General features: G+C 54.5%; 24 protein-coding genes. 13 read left to right on the forward strand and 11 right to left on the reverse strand.

The features are described 5' to 3' along the window. Window positions 1-117 precede the first annotated feature (117 nt). Entirely contained in the window at window positions 118-225 is a 108-nt protein-coding gene (locus J1G48_RS07085) for a hypothetical protein (protein ID WP_001674899.1), read from the reverse strand. A 519-nt stretch (window positions 226-744) separates the two neighbouring features. On the opposite strand from J1G48_RS07085, the gene J1G48_RS07090 reads away from it, so the two are divergent. After that, window positions 745-2,535: a VWA domain-containing protein gene (locus J1G48_RS07090; RefSeq protein WP_000931756.1), complete on the forward strand. Its 1,791-nt coding sequence runs from the start codon at window positions 745-747 to the stop codon at window positions 2,533-2,535. A 40-nt stretch (window positions 2,536-2,575) separates the two neighbouring features. Here the strand turns inward: J1G48_RS07090 and J1G48_RS07095 are convergent, their stop codons facing one another. Next, window positions 2,576-3,577: a chemotaxis protein gene (locus tag J1G48_RS07095; RefSeq protein WP_000368558.1), complete on the reverse strand. Its 1,002-nt coding sequence runs from the start codon at window positions 3,575-3,577 to the stop codon at window positions 2,576-2,578. 65 nt (window positions 3,578-3,642) lie between these two features. Continuing rightward, entirely contained in the window at window positions 3,643-4,560 is a 918-nt protein-coding gene (gene rbn, locus J1G48_RS07100; RefSeq protein ID WP_000419096.1) for a ribonuclease BN, read from the reverse strand. A gap of 60 nt (window positions 4,561-4,620) precedes the next feature. Between rbn and J1G48_RS07105 the strand changes: the two genes are divergently transcribed. From J1G48_RS07105 to pmrD, 9 genes are all read left to right on the forward strand, one after another. Continuing rightward, on the forward strand, window positions 4,621-5,082 hold the full coding sequence (locus J1G48_RS07105; RefSeq protein WP_000568155.1) for a GNAT family N-acetyltransferase: 462 nt from the start codon (window positions 4,621-4,623) through the stop codon (window positions 5,080-5,082). Window positions 5,083-5,136: 54 nt separating this feature from the next. Further along, a complete protein-coding gene (gene elaB / locus J1G48_RS07110) occupies window positions 5,137-5,442 on the forward strand; it encodes a stress response protein ElaB (RefSeq protein WP_001522308.1) in 306 nt (101 codons plus the stop codon). Window positions 5,443-5,542: 100 nt separating this feature from the next. Continuing rightward, window positions 5,543-6,838, forward strand: coding sequence for an isochorismate synthase MenF (gene menF / locus J1G48_RS07115; RefSeq protein ID WP_000555674.1), 1,296 nt, complete (start codon window positions 5,543-5,545; stop codon window positions 6,836-6,838). A gap of 85 nt (window positions 6,839-6,923) precedes the next feature. Next, window positions 6,924-8,594, forward strand: a complete 1,671-nt coding sequence (gene menD / locus J1G48_RS07120; RefSeq protein ID WP_000116392.1) for a 2-succinyl-5-enolpyruvyl-6-hydroxy-3-cyclohexene-1-carboxylic-acid synthase — start codon at window positions 6,924-6,926, stop codon at window positions 8,592-8,594. Further along, window positions 8,591-9,349, forward strand: a complete 759-nt coding sequence (gene menH, locus J1G48_RS07125; protein ID WP_000979132.1) for a 2-succinyl-6-hydroxy-2,4-cyclohexadiene-1-carboxylate synthase — start codon at window positions 8,591-8,593, stop codon at window positions 9,347-9,349. Before menD ends, menH begins: the two co-directional genes overlap by 4 nt. Before the next feature lie 14 nt (window positions 9,350-9,363). Next, window positions 9,364-10,221 carry a 1,4-dihydroxy-2-naphthoyl-CoA synthase gene (gene menB, locus J1G48_RS07130; RefSeq protein WP_000640013.1) on the forward strand — a complete coding sequence of 286 codons (858 nt, stop codon included), beginning with the start codon at window positions 9,364-9,366 and terminating at the stop codon, window positions 10,219-10,221. Continuing rightward, window positions 10,221-11,183 carry an o-succinylbenzoate synthase gene (gene menC / locus J1G48_RS07135; protein WP_001255563.1) on the forward strand — a complete coding sequence of 321 codons (963 nt, stop codon included), beginning with the start codon at window positions 10,221-10,223 and terminating at the stop codon, window positions 11,181-11,183. The genes menB and menC overlap by 1 nt, the downstream gene beginning before the upstream one ends. Beyond that, a complete protein-coding gene (gene menE, locus J1G48_RS07140) occupies window positions 11,180-12,547 on the forward strand; it encodes an o-succinylbenzoate--CoA ligase (RefSeq protein WP_000144665.1) in 1,368 nt (455 codons plus the stop codon). Before menC ends, menE begins: the two co-directional genes overlap by 4 nt. A gap of 97 nt (window positions 12,548-12,644) precedes the next feature. Continuing rightward, the gene (pmrD, locus tag J1G48_RS07145; RefSeq protein WP_000455132.1) at window positions 12,645-12,902 is read left to right on the forward strand and encodes a signal transduction protein PmrD; all 258 of its coding nucleotides are present in this window, start codon (window positions 12,645-12,647) and stop codon (window positions 12,900-12,902) included. On the opposite strand, the gene arnF is transcribed toward pmrD, so the two are convergent. Genes arnF through arnB form a run of 7 tightly spaced genes read right to left on the reverse strand, consistent with a single transcriptional unit; the run spans window position 12,897 to window position 20,249 of the window. Next, a complete protein-coding gene (gene arnF, locus J1G48_RS07150) occupies window positions 12,897-13,274 on the reverse strand; it encodes a 4-amino-4-deoxy-L-arabinose-phosphoundecaprenol flippase subunit ArnF (protein ID WP_000538696.1) in 378 nt (125 codons plus the stop codon). The two genes, pmrD and arnF, sit on opposite strands and share 6 nt — an antisense overlap. Further along, on the reverse strand, window positions 13,274-13,609 hold the full coding sequence (gene arnE, locus J1G48_RS07155) for a 4-amino-4-deoxy-L-arabinose-phosphoundecaprenol flippase subunit ArnE (RefSeq protein ID WP_000580579.1): 336 nt from the start codon (window positions 13,607-13,609) through the stop codon (window positions 13,274-13,276). Before arnE ends, arnF begins: the two co-directional genes overlap by 1 nt. Next, window positions 13,606-15,252: a lipid IV(A) 4-amino-4-deoxy-L-arabinosyltransferase gene (gene arnT / locus J1G48_RS07160; protein WP_000978052.1), complete on the reverse strand. Its 1,647-nt coding sequence runs from the start codon at window positions 15,250-15,252 to the stop codon at window positions 13,606-13,608. The genes arnE and arnT overlap by 4 nt, the downstream gene beginning before the upstream one ends. After that, window positions 15,249-16,148, reverse strand: coding sequence for a 4-deoxy-4-formamido-L-arabinose-phosphoundecaprenol deformylase (arnD, locus tag J1G48_RS07165; protein WP_000169766.1), 900 nt, complete (start codon window positions 16,146-16,148; stop codon window positions 15,249-15,251). The genes arnT and arnD overlap by 4 nt, the downstream gene beginning before the upstream one ends. Continuing rightward, complete coding sequence (gene arnA / locus J1G48_RS07170) at window positions 16,145-18,127, reverse strand: bifunctional UDP-4-amino-4-deoxy-L-arabinose formyltransferase/UDP-glucuronic acid oxidase ArnA (RefSeq protein WP_000648764.1); 1,983 nt, start codon at window positions 18,125-18,127, stop codon at window positions 16,145-16,147. The genes arnD and arnA overlap by 4 nt, the downstream gene beginning before the upstream one ends. Continuing rightward, window positions 18,124-19,107: an undecaprenyl-phosphate 4-deoxy-4-formamido-L-arabinose transferase gene (arnC, locus tag J1G48_RS07175; RefSeq protein ID WP_000458887.1), complete on the reverse strand. Its 984-nt coding sequence runs from the start codon at window positions 19,105-19,107 to the stop codon at window positions 18,124-18,126. Before arnC ends, arnA begins: the two co-directional genes overlap by 4 nt. 2 nt (window positions 19,108-19,109) lie before the next feature. Next, on the reverse strand, window positions 19,110-20,249 hold the full coding sequence (arnB, locus tag J1G48_RS07180) for a UDP-4-amino-4-deoxy-L-arabinose aminotransferase (protein WP_001279291.1): 1,140 nt from the start codon (window positions 20,247-20,249) through the stop codon (window positions 19,110-19,112). A 298-nt stretch (window positions 20,250-20,547) separates the two neighbouring features. Between arnB and pmrG the strand changes: the two genes are divergently transcribed. Next, on the forward strand, window positions 20,548-21,153 hold the full coding sequence (pmrG, locus tag J1G48_RS07185) for a lipopolysaccharide core heptose(II)-phosphate phosphatase PmrG (RefSeq protein WP_000879248.1): 606 nt from the start codon (window positions 20,548-20,550) through the stop codon (window positions 21,151-21,153). A 44-nt stretch (window positions 21,154-21,197) separates the two neighbouring features. Here pmrG and nudI read toward each other — a convergent pair whose 3' ends face one another. Next, window positions 21,198-21,623 carry a nucleoside triphosphatase NudI gene (gene nudI, locus J1G48_RS07190; RefSeq protein WP_001249902.1) on the reverse strand — a complete coding sequence of 142 codons (426 nt, stop codon included), beginning with the start codon at window positions 21,621-21,623 and terminating at the stop codon, window positions 21,198-21,200. Between the two features lie 278 nt (window positions 21,624-21,901). Between nudI and J1G48_RS07195 the strand changes: the two genes are divergently transcribed. Beyond that, window positions 21,902-22,444, forward strand: a complete 543-nt coding sequence (locus J1G48_RS07195) for a YfaZ family protein (protein ID WP_001670658.1) — start codon at window positions 21,902-21,904, stop codon at window positions 22,442-22,444. A 114-nt stretch (window positions 22,445-22,558) separates the two neighbouring features. Beyond that, window positions 22,559-23,755, forward strand: a complete 1,197-nt coding sequence (locus J1G48_RS07200; RefSeq protein WP_000935685.1) for a nicotinamide mononucleotide deamidase-related protein YfaY — start codon at window positions 22,559-22,561, stop codon at window positions 23,753-23,755. Window positions 23,756-23,827: the final 72 nt, after the last annotated feature.

The raw sequence follows: 23,827 nt of genomic DNA on the forward strand, positions 1-23,827 counted from the left end.
CCGAAACCCAACACTTTTCCGATGAACGCAGAGCCGGATGTTGGGCGGTTCCGTAAGCGCCAGCGGTTTCATATGGGTAATTCACAATAATTGTCGAAGTGATAAACATATGGCCCATTACTCCGCTATAAAAATTATAACGTGACTGTCATTTCTCAGGCATCGCTGATAAAAACTCAGCAGTTTGTCCATTTCTTGCATCAGGCAGTGGAACAACTCTCCCAACTGTTTTCGTGACCCGTTTCCCGGATAAATGTCTATCTCATCGACTTCAATGGGAAAAATTTGATCTGAAGCGTATTTCTGTCAGCGTTTTTCAAGGCGTCCGATCGCGCTCACTTCATTATTTCATGTGACGGCGGCATATAATATCTTTCCATCAATAACGTGAGTGTCGGCACGGCTTAATAGATTGCTGTTTGGTGGGTTGTAAAAGGAAGTATCGGCGAGGGCACAGTGCAGATAGTCCCCCATCTTATATATTCACTTTTGGTAAATCGGTCACCTGTAAATAGTGTTCTTCACGCAGAATCTGTGGGTCGAACGCCAGCAACTGATTAAGCCGTTCATCTTAAACGTAAATATTATTTACCTCAAAAATATAATTATCTTTTTTATTATTGGTGGCTATTAACGCAGGTAAAATTATTTTCTACTTTCGTCATGCTGATAATAAAAGTAAAGCGGAATATAATGCAGGACATCTGCAGAAAATTACCCGAATATAATTGAAAAGGAATTTGTATGCTTAATGGAAAAACATTAATGCTGTTGTTGGGTGGGGTTGTTCTCTCGGGCTGTGGGCCGGAGCCCTCCGACCCACAGGGAAATAATCCGGCTGAGTTAAAACAGGAGCAGGCTATCCAGAAAGAAAATAGCGCTCAGGCCGGGGATGACACTGTCCAGAAAAGACAAGCCGAGGCCGCCCAACAGGCTGCGAAAAAAGCAGCCGAATATAAAGCGAATACTGAAGCCAAAGCCCTGGCAGATGCCAAAGCGGCATCTCTGGCAACAGCCGAAGCACCGCAATATGAAATGCGGACACGTGCCGCGGCATCAAAAGCGTTCGCTGCACAAGGCGGTAATGTAATGGGGACCGCGCGTTACGAACACTACGATGAAAATCCGATTAAACAGGTAAGTCAGGCGCCGCTCGCCACGTTTAGTCTGGATGTAGACACTGGCAGCTACGCTAACGTGCGGCGCTTTCTGAATCAGGGACAACTGCCGCCGCCGGAAGCCGTGCGGGTAGAAGAGATGCTCAACTATTTTCCCGCGCCTCAGCCCGTTGCGGATAAGCAGGATAACACTAAACCCATTGCGGCCTGTATACCGATGCCATTTGCGGTTAAATACGAACTGGCTCCCTCGCCGTGGAACGCGCAGCGTACGCTATTAAAAGTTGATGTTCAGGCCCGGGACATGCAGGTCAGGGATCTGCCACCTGCCAACCTGGTTTTTCTCATTGATACTTCTGGTTCTATGCAGCCAGCGGAACGCCTGCCGCTGATCCAGTCGGCGCTAAAACTGCTGGTGAACGATCTGCGTGCGCAGGATAACATCACGATTGTGACCTACGCGGGCGGCACTCACGTCGCGTTGGCGTCTACAGCGGGAAATAACACAACCGCGATTAAAGCGGCAATTGATAATCTGGATGCTTACGGGAGTACCGGTGGTGAAGCGGGATTACGGCTAGCCTACGAGCAGGCCGAAAAAGGGTTTATCAAAGGCGGCGTTAACCGCATTTTGTTGACCACCGACGGTGATTTTAACCTCGGTATTACCGATCCCAAAGACATCGAAGCGCTGGTAAAAAAAGAGCGTGAGAAAGGTATTACCTTATCTACGCTGGGCGTCGGCGATGACAATTTCAACGAAGCCATGATGGTGAGGATTGCTGATGTGGGTAACGGCAATTACAGCTACATCGACTCCCTCTCCGAGGCGCAAAAAGTCCTCAAGGATGAGATGCATCAAACGCTGGTCACCGTTGCCAAAGATGTAAAATCGCAAATCGAATTTAATCCGCAGTGGGTGACTGAGTACCGGCAGATTGGTTATGAAAAACGCCAACTGCGCGACGAGGATTTCAATAACGATAAGGTTGATGCCGGTGATATCGGCGCGGGTAAACACGTCACGCTATTCTTTGAACTGACGCTTAACGGGCAGAAAGCCTCGGTGGATAAACTGCGCTACGCTCAGGACAAAGCCGCCTCAAAGCCAACAAAATCAAGCGAGCTGGCGTGGATCAAATTGCGCTGGAAAGCGCCGCAGGGCAGCGAAAGTACATTAGCCGAGTTCCCGGTCGTTATGGGAAAAATGCCGATCTTTGCTGACGCCTCTGAAGATTTTCGTTTCCGCGCGGCGGTAGCGGCTTTCGGGCAAAAACTGCGTGGCTCAGAAACGCTGGCAGATACGACCTGGCCGCAAATTATTAAATGGGGTGAACAGGCGCGCGGGGAAGATAGACAAGGCTATCGCGCGGAGTTTATTAAACTGGTAAAACTGGCGGAAGGCTTGTCTCACTAAGCGTCAGGGGATGCCTGTACTGTAGGCATCCCCTGTTACGTCAGGCGCTTTTGCGGCTGATCAGTGGTCCCTGGCTGTTTGTTGCTGCGCGCTCCAGCACTTCCTGAATGACCGAAGAGAGTTCGTTAATCTCAAACTTGGCCACGTAGCCGTCGGCCTTCACCTTACGTATATGATCTTCGTTGGCGCTGCCGGAAAGGGAAGAGTGAATAACGACCGGGATCTTTTTCAGCCGTTCATCGGTTTTAATTTTACGCGTTAACGTAAAGCCATCCATCTCCGGCATCTCAAGATCTGTCAGGACCAGCGCGATTTTCTCGCTAATTGGCTTACCTTCGGCCTCCGCTTCCTGCGCCAGTTGCTGGATTCTCTCCCATGCATCCTTGCCGGTCACATGCATCTGGTGCGGAATTCCCATCGCGTTCAGCCCTTTTTCCAGCATCGCGCGGGCGACTTTGGAGTCTTCCGCCACAATGGCTACCGCGCCAGGGGTAATATAAAATTTATTGGTCTTCAGATTGGTGGCGCGCAGGTCGTGGCTGGAGGGGACAATATCATAAAGGATCTGCTCAACGTCGAGCACCAGCGCCAGGTTGTTGGTTTCTTTGTTATCATCCAGGCAGGCAATACTGGTGATGTAGCGACCGTTGACGGCTTTCTCGGCGGTATGCACCTGTTGCCAGTCAAGACGCATAATATTTTCCACCGACTCGACGGCAAATGCCTGTACGCTGCGCGCATATTCGGTGATCAGCAAAATATTCAGCCCGGTTTCCGGCTTGCAGCCCGCTACCGCTGGCAAATCAATCACTGGAATGACCTGATCCCGAATATTGACCATGCCCAATAGCGGCGCTTTCATGCCTGCCGGGCGCGTAAAGGCGGGCATTGGTACGATTTCGCGCAGCTTAAATACATTGATGCCGAACAGCTCTGACTTCTGTTCATGCAGCGATGTACCAAGACGGAATAACAGCAGTTCAAAACGGTTGGACAGGGTTAAATTGGCCCTGTCATCAATATCTTTCTGAAAATTGTCCATCCTAACCTCATTATGAAAGCCTGCCTTTTTTAGTGTTATCGGCAATGAGGACAAAAAATGGAGCGCTAAACCGGGAAAACAGAAAAATCGTAAGCCAGCTCCGTCGCCGGGAAAATAGCGCGGCATTCCGCCAGTAAGCGCTGACAGCCTTTATCGTCATAGCGTGAGCTAATATGGGTCATGATCAGCCGACCGACGGCAGCTTCCCGCGCCAGCGTCGCGGTTTGACGGGTGGAGCTGTGTCCGCGAGCGTTGGCTTTCTCCTCCATTGACGCATCCAGCGTGGTTTCATGGACCATCACATCCACGCCTTGCGCCAGCGCGAGGGCGGCCTCGCAGGGCGCGGTATCGCCGAAAATCGCCACTGATTTCCCGGCCACGGCGGGAGCAAGGTAGTCGGCGCCATTGATCTGCCTTCCATCGGCAAGTGTGACGGTTTTTCCTGCCTTCAACGCCTGAAACAGCGGGCCGGGCGTAACGCCTGCGGCTTTTAACGCCCTGGCATTCAGCGCGCCAGGCTTGTCATGTTCAACAACGCGATATCCGTAGCACTCCAGTGGATGCTCCAGCCTGAATGCGGTCACTTTACGCAGACCGTCGTCAAGAATATCGCCTGCGCTAACTTCTTCAATTTGCAACGGAAAATCGGTCCATGAACCGCTAAGACGCAGTGTGGTTGCAATAAACTCACGCACGCCTTGAGGCCCGTATACGGTTAGCGGATGGGGGTTCCCCGCCATCGACCGGCTGCATAGCAGACCCGGCAGGCCAAACAGATGATCGCCGTGAAGATGGCTGATAAAAATGCGCTCAAGCTTACCGGGATGAAACGCGGTATTAAGCATTTGATGCTGTGTCCCTTCGCCGCAATCAAAAAGCCATACTCCCGGCTGCGTTGGATGTTGCAGATGTAATAAAATTGCCGTTACATTGCGTGAGCGCGTGGGAACGCCTGCGGACGTACCTAAAAAAATTAATTCCATCTTGTCCATACACGTTTGGTTATCGTTTAACCCAAGATTACCACAACACAGGAGCGCATCATGATTGACTGGCAGGATCTCCACCATAGTGAACTTACCGTTCCTCAACTTTACGCGTTACTCAAATTGCGCTGCGCGGTCTTTGTGGTAGAACAGCGCTGTCCTTACCTGGATGTGGATGGCGATGATTTAGTCGGCGACAATCGGCATATTCTGGGCTGGCATCAGGATGAGCTGGTGGCGTATGCGAGGATTCTGAAAAGCGATAACGAATCAGACCCGGTTGTCATTGGCCGGGTGATCGTCAGCGATGCCTGGCGAGGGGCGAAACTGGGCCAGCAATTAATGGCGAAAACGCTGGAATCTTGTGGGCGGCACTGGCCGGATAAGCCGCTATATCTGGGAGCGCAGGCGCATCTGCAACCTTTTTATGCGCGGTTTGGTTTTATTCCCGTCACCGATGTTTATGACGAAGACGGCATTCCGCACCGGGGAATGGCGCGGGAGGTTCATCAGGCATAAACCGAAACCGTTGACTATAGTTAGGAGCAGGTGTTAACACAACGGAGAATGAGAATGTCATATCAATTTGGTGAATCACGTGTTGATGATGATCTGACTTTGCTCAGCGAAACGCTGGAAGAGGTTTTACGTTCCTCAGGCGATCCCGCCGATCAAAAATACATTGAGCTGAAAGCCCGCGCGGAACAAGCGCTGGAAGAGGTGAAAAACCGCGTAAGCCATGCGTCGGATAGCTATTATTACCGGGCAAAGCAGGCCGTTTATAAAGCGGATGACTACGTTCATGAAAAACCCTGGCAGGGTATTGGCGTAGGCGCGGCGGTAGGACTGGTGCTTGGACTGCTGCTGGCGCGGCGCTAAATCCCCCCACTGAACAGAATTGCAACCCTCCCTAAATGAGGTACTGCTTTTTTAGGGCAGTACCCCGTATAATGTGGGGTTTTTAACAGGGAGGGTCCGCGTGCATTCTATTACTACTGCGCTGGAAAATCTGACGCGTCAGCTATCGCAAGAGATACCGGCGACGCCAGGGCTTTGCGTTTTCGATGCGCCTTTCCCTTTAAACGATGCCTTCGATGCATTGAGCTGGCTGGCCAGCCAGTCATCCTTTCCGCAATTCTACTGGCAACAGCGCAATGGCGACGAAGAAGCTGCCGTTCTCGGGGCCATCACCGTATTTTCATCGCTCGATCTGGCGCAACGGTTTTTACGTCAGCACGCGCAGCCTGACCTGCGTATTTGGGGGCTGAATGCGTTCGAGCCGAAAGAGGGCTACTTATTGCTGCCGCGGCTGGAGTGGCGACGTAGCGGTGGTACGGCGACCTTACGCTTACATCTGCACAGTGACGTTTCGCTACGCGATGATGCGCGCCAGGCGAAAGCGTTTCTCGCTTCTCTGGTCGGCATTAAGCCTGTTCCGGCGCTACGCCTTTCGCTCACGAGCGAACAACACTGGCCGGACAAAGACGGTTGGGTGAAGCTGATTCAGCAGGCCACCCACACCATTGCGCAAGAGGCGTTTGATAAAGTTGTGCTGGCGCGGGCCACCGACTTACAATTCTCCCGTCCGGTCAATGCCGCCGCGATGATGGCGTCCAGTCGTCGTTTAAATCTCAACTGCTACCACTTTTTTATGGCCTTTTCCGCCGATACCGCCTTTCTGGGATCATCGCCGGAGCGGCTCTGGCGGCGGCGTGAAACGGCGCTGCGTACCGAAGCGCTGGCTGGGACGGTGGCGAACCATCCGGATAACCATAAAGCCTGGCAGCTTGGCGAATGGTTAATGAAAGACGATAAAAACCAGCGAGAAAATATGCTGGTTGTCGAAGACATCTGCCAGCGACTGCAAAACTGCACCCACTCGCTGGATGTGCTGCCGCCGCAGGTGCTCAGACTGCGCAAGGTTCAGCATTTGCGCCGCTGTATCTGGACGGCGCTTAATCAGGCGGACGACACGCTCTGCCTGCACCAGTTACAGCCTACCGCAGCGGTCGCCGGGATCCCTCGTGAACCCGCGCGTTGTTTTATAGAACAACATGAGCCGTTCGAACGTGAATGGTATGCCGGGTCGGCAGGCTATCTCTCCACGCGGCAAAGTGAGTTTTGCGTGACGTTACGTTCAGCCAAAGTGACGGCCAATGTGGTGCGATTGTATGCCGGCGCGGGAATCGTCCGCGGCTCCGATCCGGAACAGGAATGGCAGGAAATAGATAATAAAGCGGCCGGGTTACGTACCTTATTGCAGATGGATGCGTAATGAGTCACATATTCCCGACCCATATCAATAATCCATTTTTGCAGCTCTTTATACTTAGTCCCAATGATTGATACCGGACAAACTCATGTCAGTAAGTGCATTTAACCGGCGCTGGGCGGCGGTCATCCTGGAAGCCTTAACCCGTCATGGCGTCAGGCATGTTTGTATCGCCCCTGGTTCCCGTTCCACGCCGCTCACGTTGGCGGCGGCAGAGAATCCTGCTTTTATTCACCATACGCACTTTGATGAGCGTGGGCTTGGTCATCTGGCGTTAGGGCTGGCGAAAGTCAGCCAACAGCCGGTTGCCGTTATTGTCACTTCAGGTACCGCCGTGGCGAACCTCTATCCGGCGCTGATTGAGGCGGGGCTGACGGGCGAGAAGCTCATTTTACTTACCGCCGATCGCCCGCCGGAGCTGATTGACTGCGGCGCCAACCAGGCGATCCGTCAGGCGGGGATGTTTGCCTCGCACCCCTCCCAAACTCTGTCGTTGCCGCGTCCCACGCAGGATATTCCGGCGCGCTGGCTGGTGTCGACCATCGACAATGCGCTCGCCATGCTTCATGCGGGCGCGCTGCACATTAACTGTCCTTTTGCCGAACCGCTGTATGGCGATATGAATGACACCGGTCTGGTCTGGCAGCAGCGTCTCGGCGACTGGTGGCAGGATGAAAAACCCTGGCTGCGCGAAGCGCGTCGACTGGAAAGCGACAAACAGCGCGACTGGTTTTTCTGGCGACAAAAACGCGGCGTCGTTGTCGCCGGGCGTATGAGCGCGGAAGAAGGCAAAAAAGTGGCGCAGTGGGCGCAAACTCTGGGATGGCCATTAATTGGCGACGTATTGTCGCAAACCGGGCAGCCGCTGCCGTGCGCCGACCTGTGGCTCGGCAACGCCAAAGCGGTGACCGAACTGCAGCAGGCGCAGATTGTCGTCCAGCTTGGCAGTAGCCTTACCGGAAAACGCTTACTGCAATGGCAGGCAACCTGCGAGCCGGAAGAGTATTGGGTAATCGACAATATTGAAGGTCGTCTGGACCCTGCGCACCATCGTGGACGCAGACTGGTAGCGAAAATCGCCGACTGGCTGGAACTACATCCGGCGGAAAAACGTAAACCGTGGTGTGTAGAGATCCCGCGTCTGGCGGAACTGGCGTGGCAACGGGTGGTCGCGCAGCGGGACACCTTTGGCGAAGCGCAGCTGGCGCACCGTATCCGCGACTATCTGCCGGAGCAGGGGCAATTGTTCGTGGGCAATAGTCTGGTGGTGCGTCTGATCGACGCGCTGTCACAGTTGCCGGCTGGCTATCCGGTATACAGCAATCGCGGGGCGAGCGGCATTGACGGCCTGCTTTCCACGGCGGCAGGCGTGCAGCGCGCCAGCGCCAAATCGACGCTGGCTATCGTCGGCGATTTATCCGCGCTGTACGATCTTAACGCGCTGGCGTTACTACGTCAGGTATCCGCGCCGTTTGTGTTGATTGTGGTCAACAATAACGGCGGGCAGATCTTTTCCCTGCTGCCGACGCCGCAAAGCAAACGCGAGCGCTTTTATTTGATGCCGCAAAACGTCCATTTTGACCATGCGGCCGCCATGTTTAACCTGCGCTATCATCGCCCGGAAAACTGGGAAGAGCTGGAGTCTGCGCTGGCTGGCGCGTGGCGAACCCCGGCGACAACGGTGATTGAGCTGGTGGTAAACGATACGGACGGCGCGCAGACGTTGCAGCAACTTTTGGCTCAGGTAAGCCATCTATGATGTTGCACGCGCAGCACATGCCCGGACAGCCTGGGGCGCCCTCACTGGTTTTCCTGCACGGTTTTTCTGGCGATTGCCGTGAATGGCAGCCGGTTGGCGAACAGTTTCACGGCTGTTCGCGGCTTTATATTGACTTACCGGGACATGGCGGATCTGCGGCTATTCCGGTCGGCGGCTTTGCCGATGTCATCAGATTACTGCGCGCTACGTTAATTAGTTACAACATACTAAAGTTTTGGTTGGTGGGATACTCCCTTGGCGGCCGGGTGGCGATGATGGCAGCCTGCCAGGGAATACCAGGCCTGTGCGGCCTGGTGGTTGAAGGCGGTCATCCGGGGCTGCAAAATGAACAGGCGCGCGCTGAAAGACGATTGTCCGACGGGCGCTGGGCAGAGCGTTTTCGTCATGAACCATTGACTGAGGTTTTTCACGACTGGTATCAGCAGCCGGTGTTCGCCTCGCTGACGGCGCAGCAAAGACAGGCGCTAACGGCGCTGCGTAGCCAGAATAACGGCGAAACGCTGGCTGCGATGCTGGAGGCGACATCGCTTGCCGTCCAGCCGGATTTACGCGAGGCGCTCAACGCGCTGGCATTTCCGTTTTATTATTTATGTGGCGAACGCGACAGCAAATTCCGCGCCCTGGCGCAGGAAGTGGCGGCGACATGCCATGTCATTCGTAACGCCGGACACAACGCGCATCGGGAAAACCCCGCTGGCGTGGTAGACAGTCTGGCTCAGATTCTGCGTCTCTGACTAAAGGACACACTATGATCTATCCTGATGAAACAATGCTTTACGCACCGGTAGAATGGCACGACTGCTCGGAGGGTTACACCGACATTCGTTATGAAAAATCCACCGACGGTATTGCAAAAATCACTATTAATCGTCCGCAGGTGCGCAATGCATTTCGTCCGTTGACCGTCAAAGAGATGATTCAGGCGCTGGCGGATGCCCGTTACGACGACAACGTGGGCGTGATTATTCTGACCGGCGAAGGCGATAAAGCGTTTTGCGCGGGCGGCGACCAGAAGGTGCGCGGCGATTACGGCGGTTATCAGGATGACTCCGGCGTGCATCACCTGAACGTGCTGGACTTCCAGCGCCAGATTCGCACCTGTCCAAAACCGGTTGTCGCGATGGTCGCGGGTTACTCCATCGGCGGTGGTCATGTGCTGCACATGATGTGCGACCTGACCATCGCGGCGGAAAACGCCATCTTCGGCCAGACCGGTCCGAAAGTCGGCTCCTTTGACGGCGGTTGGGGCGCTTCGTATATGGCGCGTATCGTTGGTCAGAAGAAAGCGCGTGAAATCTGGTTCCTGTGCCGCCAGTACGATGCGCAACAGGCGCTGGACATGGGGCTGGTTAACACCGTCGTTCCGCTGGCGGATCTGGAAAAAGAGACCGTGCGCTGGTGCCGCGAAATGTTGCAAAACAGTCCGATGGCGCTGCGTTGCCTGAAAGCGGCGCTGAATGCCGATTGTGACGGTCAGGCCGGGCTGCAGGAGCTGGCGGGCAACGCTACCATGCTGTTCTACATGACGGAAGAAGGGCAGGAAGGCCGTAACGCCTTTAACCAGAAGCGTCAGCCTGACTTCAGCAAATTCAAACGGAACCCATAATGCGTAGCGCGCAGGTATACCGCTGGCAGATCCCCATGGACGCGGGGGTGGTTCTGCGCGACAGGCGGTTAAAAACTCGCGACGGGCTGTATGTTTGTCTGCGTGACGGCGAGCGTGAGGGATGGGGAGAGATCTCTCCGCTGCCGGGCTTCAGTCAGGAAACGTGGGAAGAGGCGCAGACGGCGCTCCTGACGTGGGTGAACGACTGGCTTCAGGGGAGCGAGGGATTACCGGAGATGCCTTCGGTCGCGTTTGGCGCAAGCTGCGCGCTGGCGGAACTGACTGGCGTCTTGCCGGAGGCGGCGGACTATCGCGCTGCGCCGTTATGCACTGGCGATCCTGACGATTTGGTGCTGCGGCTTGCCGATATGCCCGGCGAGAAAATCGCTAAGGTCAAAGTGGGTCTTTATGAAGCGGTACGCGACGGCATGGTGGTTAATTTGCTGCTGGAGGCGATCCCGGATCTGCATCTGCGTCTGGATGCGAATCGCGCCTGGACGCCGCTAAAAGCCCAACAGTTCGCAAAGTATGTTAATCCGGATTACCGCGCTCGTATCGCCTTTCTCGAAGAACCGTGTAAGACGCGGGATGATTCCCGCGCCTTTGCCCGTGAAACCGGCATCGCGATTGCCTGGGACGAAAGTCTGCGCGAAGCGGATTTCACCTTTGAAGCCGAAGAGGGCGTCAGGGCTGTGGTTATCAAACCTACGCTGACCGGATCGCTTGATAAAGTGCGTGAGCAAGTCGCTGCCGCCCATGCGTTGGGACTGACGGCGGTCATCAGCTCTTCGATCGAGTCCAGCCTCGGCCTGACGCAACTGGCGCGGATTGCCGCCTGGTTGACGCCGGGAACGCTGCCCGGACTGGATACCTTGCATCTGATGCAGGCGCAACAGGTTCGCCCCTGGCCCGGTAGCGCGTTGCCTTGTCTGAAGCGTGATGAGCTGGAACGACTGTTATGACATTCACGGATTGGCCGTGGCGCCACTGGCGTCAGGTTCGCAGCCAGGCGCCCGCTCTGCGCCTGAACGATGAAGTGCTAAGCTGGCGCGCCCTCTGTGAGCGTATTGATGCGCTGGCGGGCGGGTTTGCCGCGCAGGGCGTACGCGAGGGCGACGGTGTCCTGCTGCGCGCCGGGAATCAGCCGCGCACTCTGTTGGCATGGCTTGCGCTGATGCAGTGCGGCGCGCGGGTTCTGCCCGTCAATCCGCAGTTGCCCCAGACGTTGCTGGAGGCGCTGGTGCCGAAGTTAACGCTGCGTTTTGCGCTGACACTGGAAGGCGAAAACGCGTTTTCCGGATTAACCGCGTTGCAGATACAAAAGAGCACAGCGGCGTATGCTGTGGACTGGCAACCGCAGCGTCTGGTTTCCATGACGCTGACATCGGGTTCCACAGGATTGCCAAAAGCGGCTGTACATACGTGCCAGGCGCATCTTGCCAGCGCGCAGGGGGTGCTTTCGCTAATGCCGTTTGGCCCTCAGGATGACTGGCTGCTATCGCTGCCGCTGTTTCATGTATCCGGGCAGGGTATTATGTGGCGTTGGCTCTTCGCCGGGGCGCGCATGACGGTACGCGATAAGCAACCGCTGGAGCAGATGCTGGCAGGGTGTACTCATGCTTCGCTGGTGCCGACGCAGCTGTGGCGGCTGCTGGCGAATCGGGCGGCGGTGACGCTGAAAGCCGTTTTGCTCGGCGGCGCGGTGATTCCGGTTGAACTCACCGACCAGGCCAGCAAACAAGGGATTCGCTGCTGGTGCGGGTATGGGCTCACGGAGTTCGCGTCTACAGTATGCGCCAAGGAGGCCGATGGTTCTGATGATGTGGGCGCGCCGCTCCCCGGCAGAGAGATCAGAATCGTCGATAATGAAGTCTGGCTGCGCGCCGCCAGTATGGCGGAAGGTTACTGGCGTGATGGCAAACTGATCCCGCTGGTTAATGACGAGGGCTGGTTTGCCACGCGCGATCGCGGCGATCTGAACCACGGCAGGCTAACCATCGCCGGGCGGCTGGACAACCTGTTCTTTAGCGGCGGCGAAGGCATTCAGCCGGAGGAAGTCGAACGCGTTATTAATGCGCATCCGCTAGTGCAACAAGCCTTCGTCGTGCCGGTAGAAGATAAAGAGTTTGGCCATCGTCCCGTTGCGGTTGTGGAGTATGCATCGCAGGCCGGAGACGTGAACCTCGCTGAATGGGTCCGCGATAAGTTGGCGCGTTTTCAGCAGCCGGTTCGCTGGTTGACGCTGCCGTCAGAACTGAAAAACGGAGGGATTAAAATATCTCGCCGTGCGCTCCAGCAGTGGGTGTGTGAGAACTGTAAAAATTAATGTTAGGTTAATATACAACCATTCCATCGCTATTGCCGTTTTGTTTATCCGTTGATGTGTAACGTGTTATGAACAATCAGCGTGAAACGGGGGCGCTATGGAATGGTTGGTTAAGAAATCGCATTATGTCAAAAAGAGGGCGTGCCATGTTCTGGTGCTGTGCGATAGCGGCGGTTCGCTAAAAATGATCGCCGAGGCGAATTCCATGATATTACTGAGTCCCGGCGATATCCTGTCGCCTTTACAGGATGCGCAGTATTGTATTAATCGGGAAAAACACCAGACCTTAAAAATCGTTGATGCACGCTGTTATTCCTGCGACGAATGGCAGCGGTTGACGCGCAAGCCATCATGATCTGGCGGGCAGAAAAATCAGCATTACCCCCGCCATAATGCACAATACGCCGAGCATCGCTTTTAGGCTGAAAGCGCCTTGCAAACCGGGTAACAACATTGAGGCTACCCAGACAAGCACATAGCTGAGACTCAGCAGCGCATAGGCTTTGCTGAGCGCGAGCGTGTGTAATGTTTTATGCCAGCAGAAGACGGAAACCAGATACCCCGCCAAACCGGCGAATAGCGCCAGGGTCGCGGCATTAAGAGCGCCCAGCCCGGAAATAAACGCCAGTGGATGCGCTATCGATGGCAGTCGCATCATGGCGAATCCTAAACTCAACTGGGCGAGGGAGGCAATCGCAACGCTTATCAGTCCCCACATTACGCCCATTATGCCGCACTCCCCAGAATGATAATGCCGCTGATAATTAATGCGACGCCAAACCAGTGGCGGGGCGGAACCTGTTCATGCCAGATTTTCCAGGCCGCCAGCGTGACCCAGACAAAATTCAGACTCAACATCGGGTAAGCAATTCCCACCGGCAGGGTTTGTAGCACCAGCAGCCACAGCACCATCGCTGCACCCATGCATATCAGCGCCAGGCCCAGCCACAGCATCAAGTGACGGCGGCGTCCGCCCACCGTCAATGGCCGTGTCGCTTGCTTCTGGCAGAGCTGACCGCCAACGCTGAGCAGACTGGCAAGCACCAGAATGACGCCGATCATTTAGGCCGATACTGAATTAACACCAGACGCCCCTGATAATCAACATTGTCCGCAGGGGGAAGGGAAAGAGCGCTGATGTCTTCGTCTTTGGCTATTGAAAGTACTAGCGTAATAATGCCCTCCTGACGATGCTGGTTGAGCCAGGCGTTAAAATCGTCGGCTTTAACGAATTTATCCTGCACATCAGGATAGCTAAGACCATACCTGAGTTCGCCCGCGTGTCCGTAGAGCATAATATCGTCTCGTTTCAGACTCCAGGCCAGACCGGCGGCGACGCCGACGTTGTCGGCAAGAATATAGCGGCTTGATGCCAAAGGCGCCTGGGTCATTTCGACAAAAAACTGTGGCTGTTTGGACTCCATCACCCTGTCGGGGATGGAAAAGCCGAACAGCAGCGCCAGTCCCAGCGGACAAAACGCGGGTAATAGGTATTGTTGGCTATGACAGAGGCTATACCAGCCCACAAACGCCCAAACAGTAAAGACGCCCCAGACGCAAAACACTTTATAGGTTTCGATATGCGTCCACACCGGCGATTTCAGCGGGCCCCATGAGGAGACGACAAACGCCGCGACGATCCCGATTATCCCGAACACCAGGTTGATCCCGCCGTTGACACGTAGCGCGGCGACGCCTTCTTTTACGTTATGCAGGACGAAGCGCGCCATGAGTATCGCTATCGGTGCGAAACAGGAAAGAACATAGGTGGGCAGTTTCCCTTTCGCAATGCTGAAAAAGAGAAGCGGCATGATCGTCCATCCGAGCAAATAGAATGCGCCGTTTCGCTCGCGCCAGCCCAGTTTAAGCGCGCCAGGCAGTAACCCCAGCCACGGTAAACTTCCCGCGAGCAGTACCGGCAGATAGTACCAGAAAGGGGCTTTATGCTGGGCATCGCTCATGGCGAATCGCTGGATATGCTCCACCCAGAAAAAGTAATGCCAGAAATCGGCTTCGCGTCGCGCAATGGCGATCGCCCAGGGAAGGACAACCACAAAGCAGCTCAAGACCGCCAGCCAGCCGTATAGCAAAAAGTCCTTCCAGCGTTTCTGAACAATAACCCACGGCAGCACGCTCACCACCGGTACGGCCAGGGCGAGGAACCCTTTAGTTAATACACCCAGACCGCAGGTTGCGCCCAGTAGCAAAAACATCCCAATCTTGCCCGTTCGGGTCGTGGCCTGCATCCCCTGCCAGAAACAACACATCCCGGCCGTAAGCCAAAGCGCGATCATCGGGTCGAGTACCGCATACGTCCCGATACTGTAAACGGCAAAGAGGGAGAGAAAGATAACGGAGGCGAGCAACGCGGTACGTTTATCCCGCCATAAGCGGAACGTCAGCCACGCCACCAGCGCTGCGGCCAGCAATGTCGTTAAAATAGCGCCAGCCCGCACGCCAAAATTGGTAGCGCCAAAAAGCCACTGACCCAGACTGTTTATCCAGTAACCGGCTATCGGTTTTTCAAAATAACGTAATCCCAGAAAATGCGGCACGATCCAGTCGCCAGACGCCAGCATCTCCCGACTTATTTCGGCATAGCGCGTTTCATCCGGCTGCCAGAGCAGGCGGCTATTGACAGGAATAACATAGTAGAGCGCGATAAATGCGGCGAAAGCCAGATAATAGCGTATCGATTTCATCATGAGGCGCTCGCTGCCTGTTGGCACCCCAGCCAACCTTCACGGCCAGGGATGTGCCCACGTACAATTTGCCCCAACGGCAGAGACTCAGGCGATGTCGGCAGCAGTTCGCCCAGAGGACAAAAGGTGATCCCCGCGTCACGTGCACGAACGAGCAAATCTTCAAACAGCGGCTGATGGACAATACCTTCGACTTCCGCATGGATGGTATATACCGGCGTGCCTTTGTCCTGCAACATACGGGAGATAATCCAGGTATTGAACGACTGCGCCTGAACGGCGGGGCCGATAACCTCATCCCACGTGGGTAAGGTGACCGGGATTTGTGGCGTCCCGGTCTGGCCCGGCATCAGTAGCGGACGGAATAAGGTGGTTCCACGGCAATCGCTGTTATACCGCAGGTTGAACGGCTCTTTCGCACGAACAACGCGCCCATCCGCTCGCCAGCCGGCCGCGGCTGAGCAGGTGACGGGTTTTCCGATAATGGCCTCAAGCGCCGTTATGCCGCGCGCGATATCTTCTTCAAGCTGGCGGATACTCCAGTGGCCGCTGTGAGTCTGCCACGCATGGTGATCCCAGGCATGTAGTCCCGTCTCATGGTATGTTGCCGTTTCACGAATAATCCCGGCATTGGCGTTGCCGATATTTTTTCCCGGCCAGGCGGTACCGGCCAGCAGGATATCCCAGCCGTAGAGCGAAGCGGCGTTTGAACGTAGCATTTTCCATAAAAATCGCGGTCTTATCAGACGCCAAAGATGACGTCCCATATTGTCCGGCCCGACGCTGAAGAAAAAGCTGGCCTGAACGCCGTGGCGATGCAATGTCGCCAGCAGCCGGGGAACACCTTCACGCGTTCCTCGCAAGGTATCAACATCAATGCGTAAACCGACTTTCGTCATGATGCGCGTTCCGCGACATCTACGCTGCGCAGGAAGAAGTCCAGCGTTTCTTCAACCGTATCACGCATCGCAATAGACGGTTCCCAGCCCAGACAGCGCCTGGCATTGTCGATACTGGGTTTCCGGTGTGCGACATCCTGATAACCCTTGCCGTAATAACTACGGCTTTCGACGACCTGGAAACCGGCAAACGGTGGGAAATGGCAGCGCAGCGGATGCTTATCAAAACTGTCGAGCAACAGCGTCGCCAGTTCCTGAATACTGGCTTCGTTGTCAGGGTTGCCGATATTAATGATTTTGCCATCGCACCGATCGCCATCATTCACAATAATGCGGAATAATGCTTCGATCCCATCGCGAATATCGGTGAAACAGCGTTTCTGCTGACCGCCGTCGATAAGCTTTATCGGCGTCCCTTCTACCAGGTTCAGAATCAACTGCGTTATCGCGCGTGAACTGCCGATACGCGCCGCGTTCAGGCTATCCAGCCGCGGCCCCATCCAGTTAAAGGGACGGAAAAGCGTGAAGCGCAATCCCTCTTTTTCGCCATAAGCCCAAATCACCCGGTCGAGAAGCTGTTTGGAAACGGAGTAAATCCAGCGTGGCTTATTCACCGGCCCGACGATCAGATTCGATTTGTCCTCGTCAAAAGAGGCGTCCGTACACATGCCGTACACTTCAGAGGTAGACGGGAAAACCACGCGTTTACGGTATTTCACGCAATAACGGATAATCCGCAGGTTTTCTTCAAAATCAAGTTCAAAGACGCGCAGCGGGTTGCGGGTGTATTCAATCGGGGTTGCAATTGCTACCAGCGGCAGTACGACATCGCATTTTTTGACATGATATTCGATCCATTCTGAGTGGATGCTGATATCTCCCTCCACGAAATGAAATCGAGGGTGGAGCAGGAATCGGCTAATGGCGTTGCTGCCGATATCCATACCGTAGACCTCGTAATTCTCTTCATTCAGTAACCGTTCGGTCAAATGATTGCCGATAAAACCGTTGACGCCGAGGATGAGAACGCGAATGCGACGTTTACCGCTGGTCGCTGGTGGACGGTTCAAACGCGCGCCCGCCACCAGACCAAGCGTCTGTGCAAGCTGCGAGCCCTGTACAGTAATGCCGTCTCCGGCCTGGCCGGTAATAATCTCCAGCGCGCCATCAGCGCAGGCGACCCGCAGCGGAGAGACCGAAATTACCGAGCCGGGAAGCGCGCCCTGCGCATCCGGACAAATTCGGGAAGACCAGATAGTGAATTTTTGCGAGCCGTTATAGCTGAACGCGCCGGGCCAGGGGGCGGCTACCGCCCGCACCAGGTTATGCACCGTGGAAACCGGTTTGTGCCAGTCGATAAGGCCATCTTCCGGCCTGCGGCGACCATAATATGTAGCGTCAGACTCACGCTGGGGAACAGAAGGTATATCGCCGCATTTCATGGTGGGCAGGATGCTATTAAGCAACTGGCGCGCGGCCTGACATAGCTTATGATGCAGGGTAAGCGCAACATCGTCCTGCGCAATAGCAACGCGTTGACTGGCGACAATCTCTCCGGCGTCGGCACGTTTAACCATACGATGCAGCGTTACGCCCGTTTCGCTTTCGCCGTTAACCAGAACCCAGTTTAGCGGCGCACGGCCACGATAGGCAGGCAATAGAGAACCGTGCAGATTGAACGCGCCAGCCGGGGCGAGGTGCAGAATTTCTTCGCTTAACAGGTTGCGGTAATAGAACGAAAAAATAATATCCGGCGCAAGCTCAGCGATGCGGTCGACCCAGATAGGATGGTTTACGTTATCCGGTGCATAAACCGGAATCCCTAATTCTGCCGCCAGCCGGGAGACGGAGCCAAAAAAGGTGTTTTCCGCAGGATTGTCGGCATGAGTGAAAATCGCGGCAATCTCATACCCGGCATCCAGTACGGCCTGCACCCCCTGACATCCCATATCGTGATAGGCAAAAATAACGGCTTTCATTGGTGGCTTTCCTCAGTAAACGGCGTGCTTTCCGGGTAGATAACTTGTTGAACAAAATAGCGGGGGCGGGCGCGGACATCGTTATAAATGCGACCGATGTATTCGCCCAGCAGTCCCATACCGATGAATTGCGCGCCGATGAAGGTAAACAGAACGGCAAAGAGCATAAATACGCCTTCCGCCGCCCACTGCGGCCCCAGCGCCAGGCGAAGTACAATAAGCAATACCGACAGGCTAAACCCGCCGATGGCGATAACGCTGCCCAGCAGACTCAACAGGCGCAGCGGCGTCGTCGTCAGGCAGGTCACCAGGTCATACATCAGGTTAATGAGACGCATAAAACTGTATTTAGAGTCGCCAAATTCACGTTCAGCGTGATGCACCGGGATCTCGGTAGCCCGACGAGCGAAAATGTTGGCCAGAATAGGGATAAAGGTGCTGCGTTCATGGCAGCGCAACATAGTATCGATAATAGGGCGGCGATAGGCACGTAACATGCAGCCGTAATCGCCCATCGCTTTGCCCGTTGTGCGCTGGATCAGTAGATTAATGATTTTTGACGCCGATTTGCGAAACAGGCTGTCCTGTCGGTTCTGGCGCACGGTGCCTACCACATCGAACCCTTCATCGGCTTTCGCCACCAGGCGCGGGATCTCTTCCGGCGGGTTTTGCAGATCGGCATCCAGCGTAATGATGAGATCGCCGCTTACATGGCTAAACCCCGCCATGATCGCTGCATGTTGACCGTAGTTACGGTTGAGTAAAATAGAGATGATATGGCTATCGGCTTCCTGGGACGCCTTAACCATCAGCTCCGCCGAGCTATCGCTGCTACCATCATCTATCAATAAAATCTCCCACGCTTTGCCCAGACTCTCGCAGGCGGCGGTGGTGCGTCTTATCAATTCCGGCAGGCTTTCCTGTTCGTTATAGACAGGAATAACCACCGAGACTTTTTTTATGGGGGCGGCGTCAAACATGCTTATTGTCCTGCTATCTGATGAAGGGCGGTAATGACCCGATCAAAGTCACTCTCGGTCATGTCCGGGAAGAGCGGCAGTGAGCAGATCCGCTCGCTGTTCCACTCGGTGTCAGGCAGCGTGAGCGTTGGGAAACGTTCGCGATAATATTTTTGCGTATGCGCGGCGCGGAAATGCAGCCCTGTGCCGATGCCTTTCGTTTTCAGCGATGCCATCAGAGCATCCCGGGTAATACCGCAACGGGCTTCATCGACCCGGATAATGAATAAATGCCAGGCGTGAATATGTTCCCACGACGGAAGGCTCAGAGGCTGAAAAGGCAGGTCTGCCATTGCCTGGTGGTACTGCGCTGCGATGGCGGCGCGGCGAGCGTTAAGCGCATCCAGTTTCTGTAACTGAGCAAGCGCGATAGCGGCGTTGAGGTCGGGCAAATTATATTTGTAGCCCGGCGCCAGGACTTCCGCTTGTGGCGCGCGTCCTCCGCTCTGTCGATCCCAGGCATCAACGCCAAGCCCGTGAAACTTGAGACTGCGCAGTTTATCGGCGAATTGCGGGTTATCCGTGACGACGATACCGCCTTCAGCGCAGGTGATGTTCTTAATGGCGTGGAAGGAGAAAATCGCGGTGCCCCGGGCGCCAATGTGGCGACCTTTGTAGCTGGTTCCTGTCGCGTGCGCCGCGTCTTCAATCACCGGGATGCCATAACGCTCGCCAAGAGCGTAAATAGCGTCCAGATCGGCGGGCGCGCCAGCGTAGTGGACGGGGATAATTGCTTTGGTTTGTGGCGTAATCGCGGCTTCGATATGTTCAGGCGTGACCATCAGCGTATCGCGATCGACATCGACCATGACGGGGGTCGCGCCGAGTAAAACGATCATATTTAGCGTAGAAACCCACGTCATTGACGGTGTAATGACCTCGTCGCCTTCACCAATGCCCAGCGCCATCAACGCGATGTGCATACCGGCAGTGGCTGAACTGACGGCAACGGCATATTGATTGCCAGTTAGCCGACAAAACGCCGCTTCCAGTTCCTGATTTTTCGGGCCGGTTGTTATCCAACCTGAGTCCAGTACGGTCTTAACGGCAGCGAGCTCTTCCGCGCCCATCGCCGGACGGGAGAAAGGCAAAAAGTCCGACATCATTTTTCCTTCAGCCATTGAAAGCCGCTTTTCAAATATTTCGGCAATAGAAAAGGGCTTATTTTTTAACGCATTTAGCTGAACCCTACTGGATGAAGATTAAATTAACATTAAGAAATTAAGGTGAAGTAAAAAGATAATTTTTAACGGAATTATGCTTTGCTTTCGCCGAAAGTTTAAGGCATTTTATGCATGCCCAAAAGCTGTTTTTATGTTTCTGGCCTGGTCTTCCGTCGCGGAATTTCATTTTAATTGTATTGCTATTAAGTTAGCTGCACTGTCTGCCTGAGAGGTTAATGTGCTGGCATTTACCCTACGCTTTATTAAAAACAAACGCTATTTCGCGATTCTGGCGGGGGCGTTGGTTATTATCGCCGGGTTGACCTCACAACATGCCTGGAGTGGTAACGGTCTACCGCAGATTAACGGTAAAGCGCTGGCGGCGCTGGCGAAGCAGCATCCGGTAGTCGTGTTATTCCGCCATGCCGAGCGGTGCGATCGTTCCGATAATACCTGCCTGTCAGACAGCACGGGGATTACGGTCAAGGGTGCGCAAGATGCCAGAGCGCTGGGTAAAGCCTTCAGTGCCGATATACAAAATTACAATCTCTATTCCAGTAATACGGTGCGCACCATCCAGTCGGCAACCTGGTTTTCTGCGGGCAGGTCGCTTACGGTGGATAAAAAAATGATGGATTGCGGCAGCGGTATTTATGCTTCAATCAATACGTTACTGAAAAAGTCGCAGAATAAAAATATAGTCATTTTTACCCATAATCATTGTTTGACGTATATTGCAAAAAATAAGCGCGGCGTAAAGTTTGATCCGGACTATCTTAATGCGCTCGTTATGCATGCGGAAAACGGAAAACTCTTTTTAGATGGTGAATTTGTTCCCGGCTAGCCGCATGTTAAAAGCGTAAAGACAGCCTGAAGCGGCTGTCGTCATTATAATAACCCTTTCAATGCTAATGTGTGGCGTGTCGCTACATTCAAATCATACAGCGCCAGTTCTTCTGGCTTGACCCAGGCGTAGTCCTGAAATTCGTCGTTAATACATATATCGCGATTAGCGGAAACACAGTCGAAGATGAGATAAATCATATAAATCTCTTCTTGTCTGCCATCAGCGTAGGTTTTAACGCGGATATCGTCGCGGAAGGTCCACGGCGTAATATCGCTCAGAATCAGTTGTTCGCCGAGTTCTTCCCGAATCTCCCGACGCAGCGCCTCTTCAATGCGTTCGCCTGGCTCGACCCCGCCGCCCGACAGCGCCCACTGACCGGGAAAGACGCCGCGGTTGTCGGCCATTTTGCACAGCAGATAACAGCCATCATTTTGAATTAATGGGCAAACTATAGTTCGTTGACGCATAAGTCGCTTCCTTAAACCACCAGGTCATCAGCTTAACAAATCATTCTGCGAAATTCTTTGTGAAAAATGGAAGCGATAACGCAGACTGCGTTTTTTGTTAATCCTGTTGATGCAGGCGTCACCATGTGATGGCGCAATGATGCGGCATGGCGAAAGTAGTATTTCGTTACAATATGTTTTTGGAATGGTTTCTTAGTGCATTGATTCCTCAGCGTCTGGCAGTACAATTCTGCCGTTTTGGGGAGTTTTTCTTTATGTGCTTGCTGGAAAGGGTAAAAATGAAAAAAAGCATATTATTAGGTTTTGCCGGAATGCTGTTCGTTTCTGCATCGGCGCAGGCCATCAGTATTAGCGGCCAGGCGGGCGAAGATTACACCAACATTGGCGTGGGTTTTGGTACGGAATCGACGGGACTGGCGCTAAGCGGCAACTGGATGCACAACGATGATGATGGCGATGCTGCGGGCGTGGGTCTGGGGCTGAACATTCCGGTGGGACCGCTGCTGGCGACGGTAGGCGGTAAAGGTATTTATACCAATCCGAAAGACAGCGATGAAGGCTATGCGGCGGCTGTCGGCGGTGGGCTACAATGGAAAATCGGCAACAGCTTCCGTCTGTTCGGCGAGTATTATTATTCACCAGATTCGCTGTCCAGCGGTATCGACAGTTATGAAGAAGCGAATGCAGGCGCGCGTTTCACCATTATGCGCCCGCTGAGCATTGAAGCCGGTTATCGTTACCTGAACCTGGCGGGTAAAGACGGCAACCGCGATAATGCGATTGCTGACGGCCCTTATGTTGGCGTAAACGCCAGCTTTTGATGCTAACGGCGCGGCAATCGTCGCGCCATATTCCTCCTTTTCCCGTCATTCTTCTTTCCACGTCCTATTCCTCTTTGCGTTATAGTGTTTTCATCATAAGAGCAGGAGAACACAATGCTAAATGTGGAAATGCTATCCACCGGGGATGAGGTGTTGCACGGACAAATCGTTGACACCAATGCCGCCTGGCTGGCTGATTTTTTCTTTCATCAGGGCGTTCCGTTATCACGGCGAAATACGGTAGGCGATAATCTGGACAGTCTGGTCGCTATCTTGCGTGAACGCAGTCAACATGCTGATGTTTTGATTGTTAATGGCGGGTTAGGGCCGACCAGCGATGATTTAAGCGCGCTCGCCGCGGCAACGGCAAAAGGCGAAGGATTAGTACTGCACCAGGCGTGGCTGACCGAAATGGAACGCTACTTTCAGCAGCGTGGCCGCGTGATGGCGCCGAGCAACCGTAAACAGGCGGAACTGCCTGCCAGCGCGGAGTTTATTAATAATCCGGTCGGCACTGCCTGTGGATTTGCGCTCCAGCTCAACCGCTGCCTGATGTTTTTCACCCCCGGCGTACCGTCGGAATTTAAGGTTATGGTGGAGAAGGAAATCTTACCGCGGTTACGCGCGCGTTTTTCGCTGCCGGAGCCGCCGCTTTGCCTGCGGTTAACGACTTTTGGACGTTCAGAAAGCGACCTCGCGCAGCGTCTCGATTCACTGCCGTTGCCGCCCGGGGTGACGATGGGGTATCGCTCATCAATGCCGATCATTGAACTGAAATTGACCGGCCCGGCTACGCAACGGGAGGCGATGCTGGCGTTATGGCCAGAGGTCAAACGGGTTGCCGGGCAGAACCTGATTTTTGAAGGTACGGAAAACCTGCCGGCGCAAATAGCCCGCCGCCTGCAGGAAAGGCAGTTGAGTCTGACGTTGAGCGAGCAATACACCAGCGGCTTACTGGCGCTACAGCTTTCCCGCGCCGGGGCGCCTGTTCTTGCCAGCGAAGTCGTTCCTTCTCAGGAAGAGACGCTGGCGCAAACGGCGCACTGGACGACAGAACGGCGCAGCAATCATTATGCCGGTCTGGCGCTGGCCGTGTCGGGGCTGGAAAACGAACATCTTAATTTCGCGCTGGCGACGCCGGATGGCACGTATGCCTTACGCGTGCGTTTTAGCGCCAATCGGTATAGCCTGGCAATACGTCAGGAGGTCTGCGCGATGATGGCGCTAAATATGCTGCGCCGCTGGCTTAATGGCGAGGACATTACCAGCGAGCATGGCTGGATAGACGTGGTTGAATCATTGACATCATAATCCCTTTCTCTTATCTGCGATGGGAACGACATCGTGAGCCGGATAAGGCCGCTATGCCATTATCCGGCAATA

The organism is Salmonella sp. SAL-020 (assembly GCF_017372215.1).
Lineage (GTDB): Bacteria > Pseudomonadota > Gammaproteobacteria > Enterobacterales > Enterobacteriaceae > Salmonella > Salmonella enterica.

Bases quoted from the DNA above. Each gene is read 5' to 3' on its own strand.
- J1G48_RS07090 (WP_000931756.1), top strand. From the start codon at position 745: ATGCTTAATGGAAAAACATTAATGCTGTTGTTGGGTGGGGTTGTTCTC.
- J1G48_RS07095 (WP_000368558.1), bottom strand. From the start codon at position 3,577: ATGGACAATTTTCAGAAAGATATTGATGACAGGGCCAATTTAACCCTG.
- rbn (WP_000419096.1), bottom strand. From the start codon at position 4,560: ATGGAATTAATTTTTTTAGGTACGTCCGCAGGCGTTCCCACGCGCTCA.
- J1G48_RS07105 (WP_000568155.1), top strand. From the start codon at position 4,621: ATGATTGACTGGCAGGATCTCCACCATAGTGAACTTACCGTTCCTCAA.
- elaB (WP_001522308.1), top strand. From the start codon at position 5,137: ATGTCATATCAATTTGGTGAATCACGTGTTGATGATGATCTGACTTTG.
- menD (WP_000116392.1), top strand. From the start codon at position 6,924: ATGTCAGTAAGTGCATTTAACCGGCGCTGGGCGGCGGTCATCCTGGAA.
- menH (WP_000979132.1), top strand. From the start codon at position 8,591: ATGATGTTGCACGCGCAGCACATGCCCGGACAGCCTGGGGCGCCCTCA.
- menB (WP_000640013.1), top strand. From the start codon at position 9,364: ATGATCTATCCTGATGAAACAATGCTTTACGCACCGGTAGAATGGCAC.
- menC (WP_001255563.1), top strand. From the start codon at position 10,221: ATGCGTAGCGCGCAGGTATACCGCTGGCAGATCCCCATGGACGCGGGG.
- menE (WP_000144665.1), top strand. From the start codon at position 11,180: ATGACATTCACGGATTGGCCGTGGCGCCACTGGCGTCAGGTTCGCAGC.
- pmrD (WP_000455132.1), top strand. From the start codon at position 12,645: ATGGAATGGTTGGTTAAGAAATCGCATTATGTCAAAAAGAGGGCGTGC.
- arnF (WP_000538696.1), bottom strand. From the start codon at position 13,274: ATGGGCGTAATGTGGGGACTGATAAGCGTTGCGATTGCCTCCCTCGCC.
- arnE (WP_000580579.1), bottom strand. From the start codon at position 13,609: ATGATCGGCGTCATTCTGGTGCTTGCCAGTCTGCTCAGCGTTGGCGGT.
- arnT (WP_000978052.1), bottom strand. From the start codon at position 15,252: ATGATGAAATCGATACGCTATTATCTGGCTTTCGCCGCATTTATCGCG.
- arnD (WP_000169766.1), bottom strand. From the start codon at position 16,148: ATGACGAAAGTCGGTTTACGCATTGATGTTGATACCTTGCGAGGAACG.
- arnA (WP_000648764.1), bottom strand. From the start codon at position 18,127: ATGAAAGCCGTTATTTTTGCCTATCACGATATGGGATGTCAGGGGGTG.
- arnC (WP_000458887.1), bottom strand. From the start codon at position 19,107: ATGTTTGACGCCGCCCCCATAAAAAAAGTCTCGGTGGTTATTCCTGTC.
- arnB (WP_001279291.1), bottom strand. From the start codon at position 20,249: ATGTCGGACTTTTTGCCTTTCTCCCGTCCGGCGATGGGCGCGGAAGAG.
- nudI (WP_001249902.1), bottom strand. From the start codon at position 21,623: ATGCGTCAACGAACTATAGTTTGCCCATTAATTCAAAATGATGGCTGT.
- J1G48_RS07195 (WP_001670658.1), top strand. From the start codon at position 21,902: ATGAAAAAAAGCATATTATTAGGTTTTGCCGGAATGCTGTTCGTTTCT.
- J1G48_RS07200 (WP_000935685.1), top strand. From the start codon at position 22,559: ATGCTAAATGTGGAAATGCTATCCACCGGGGATGAGGTGTTGCACGGA.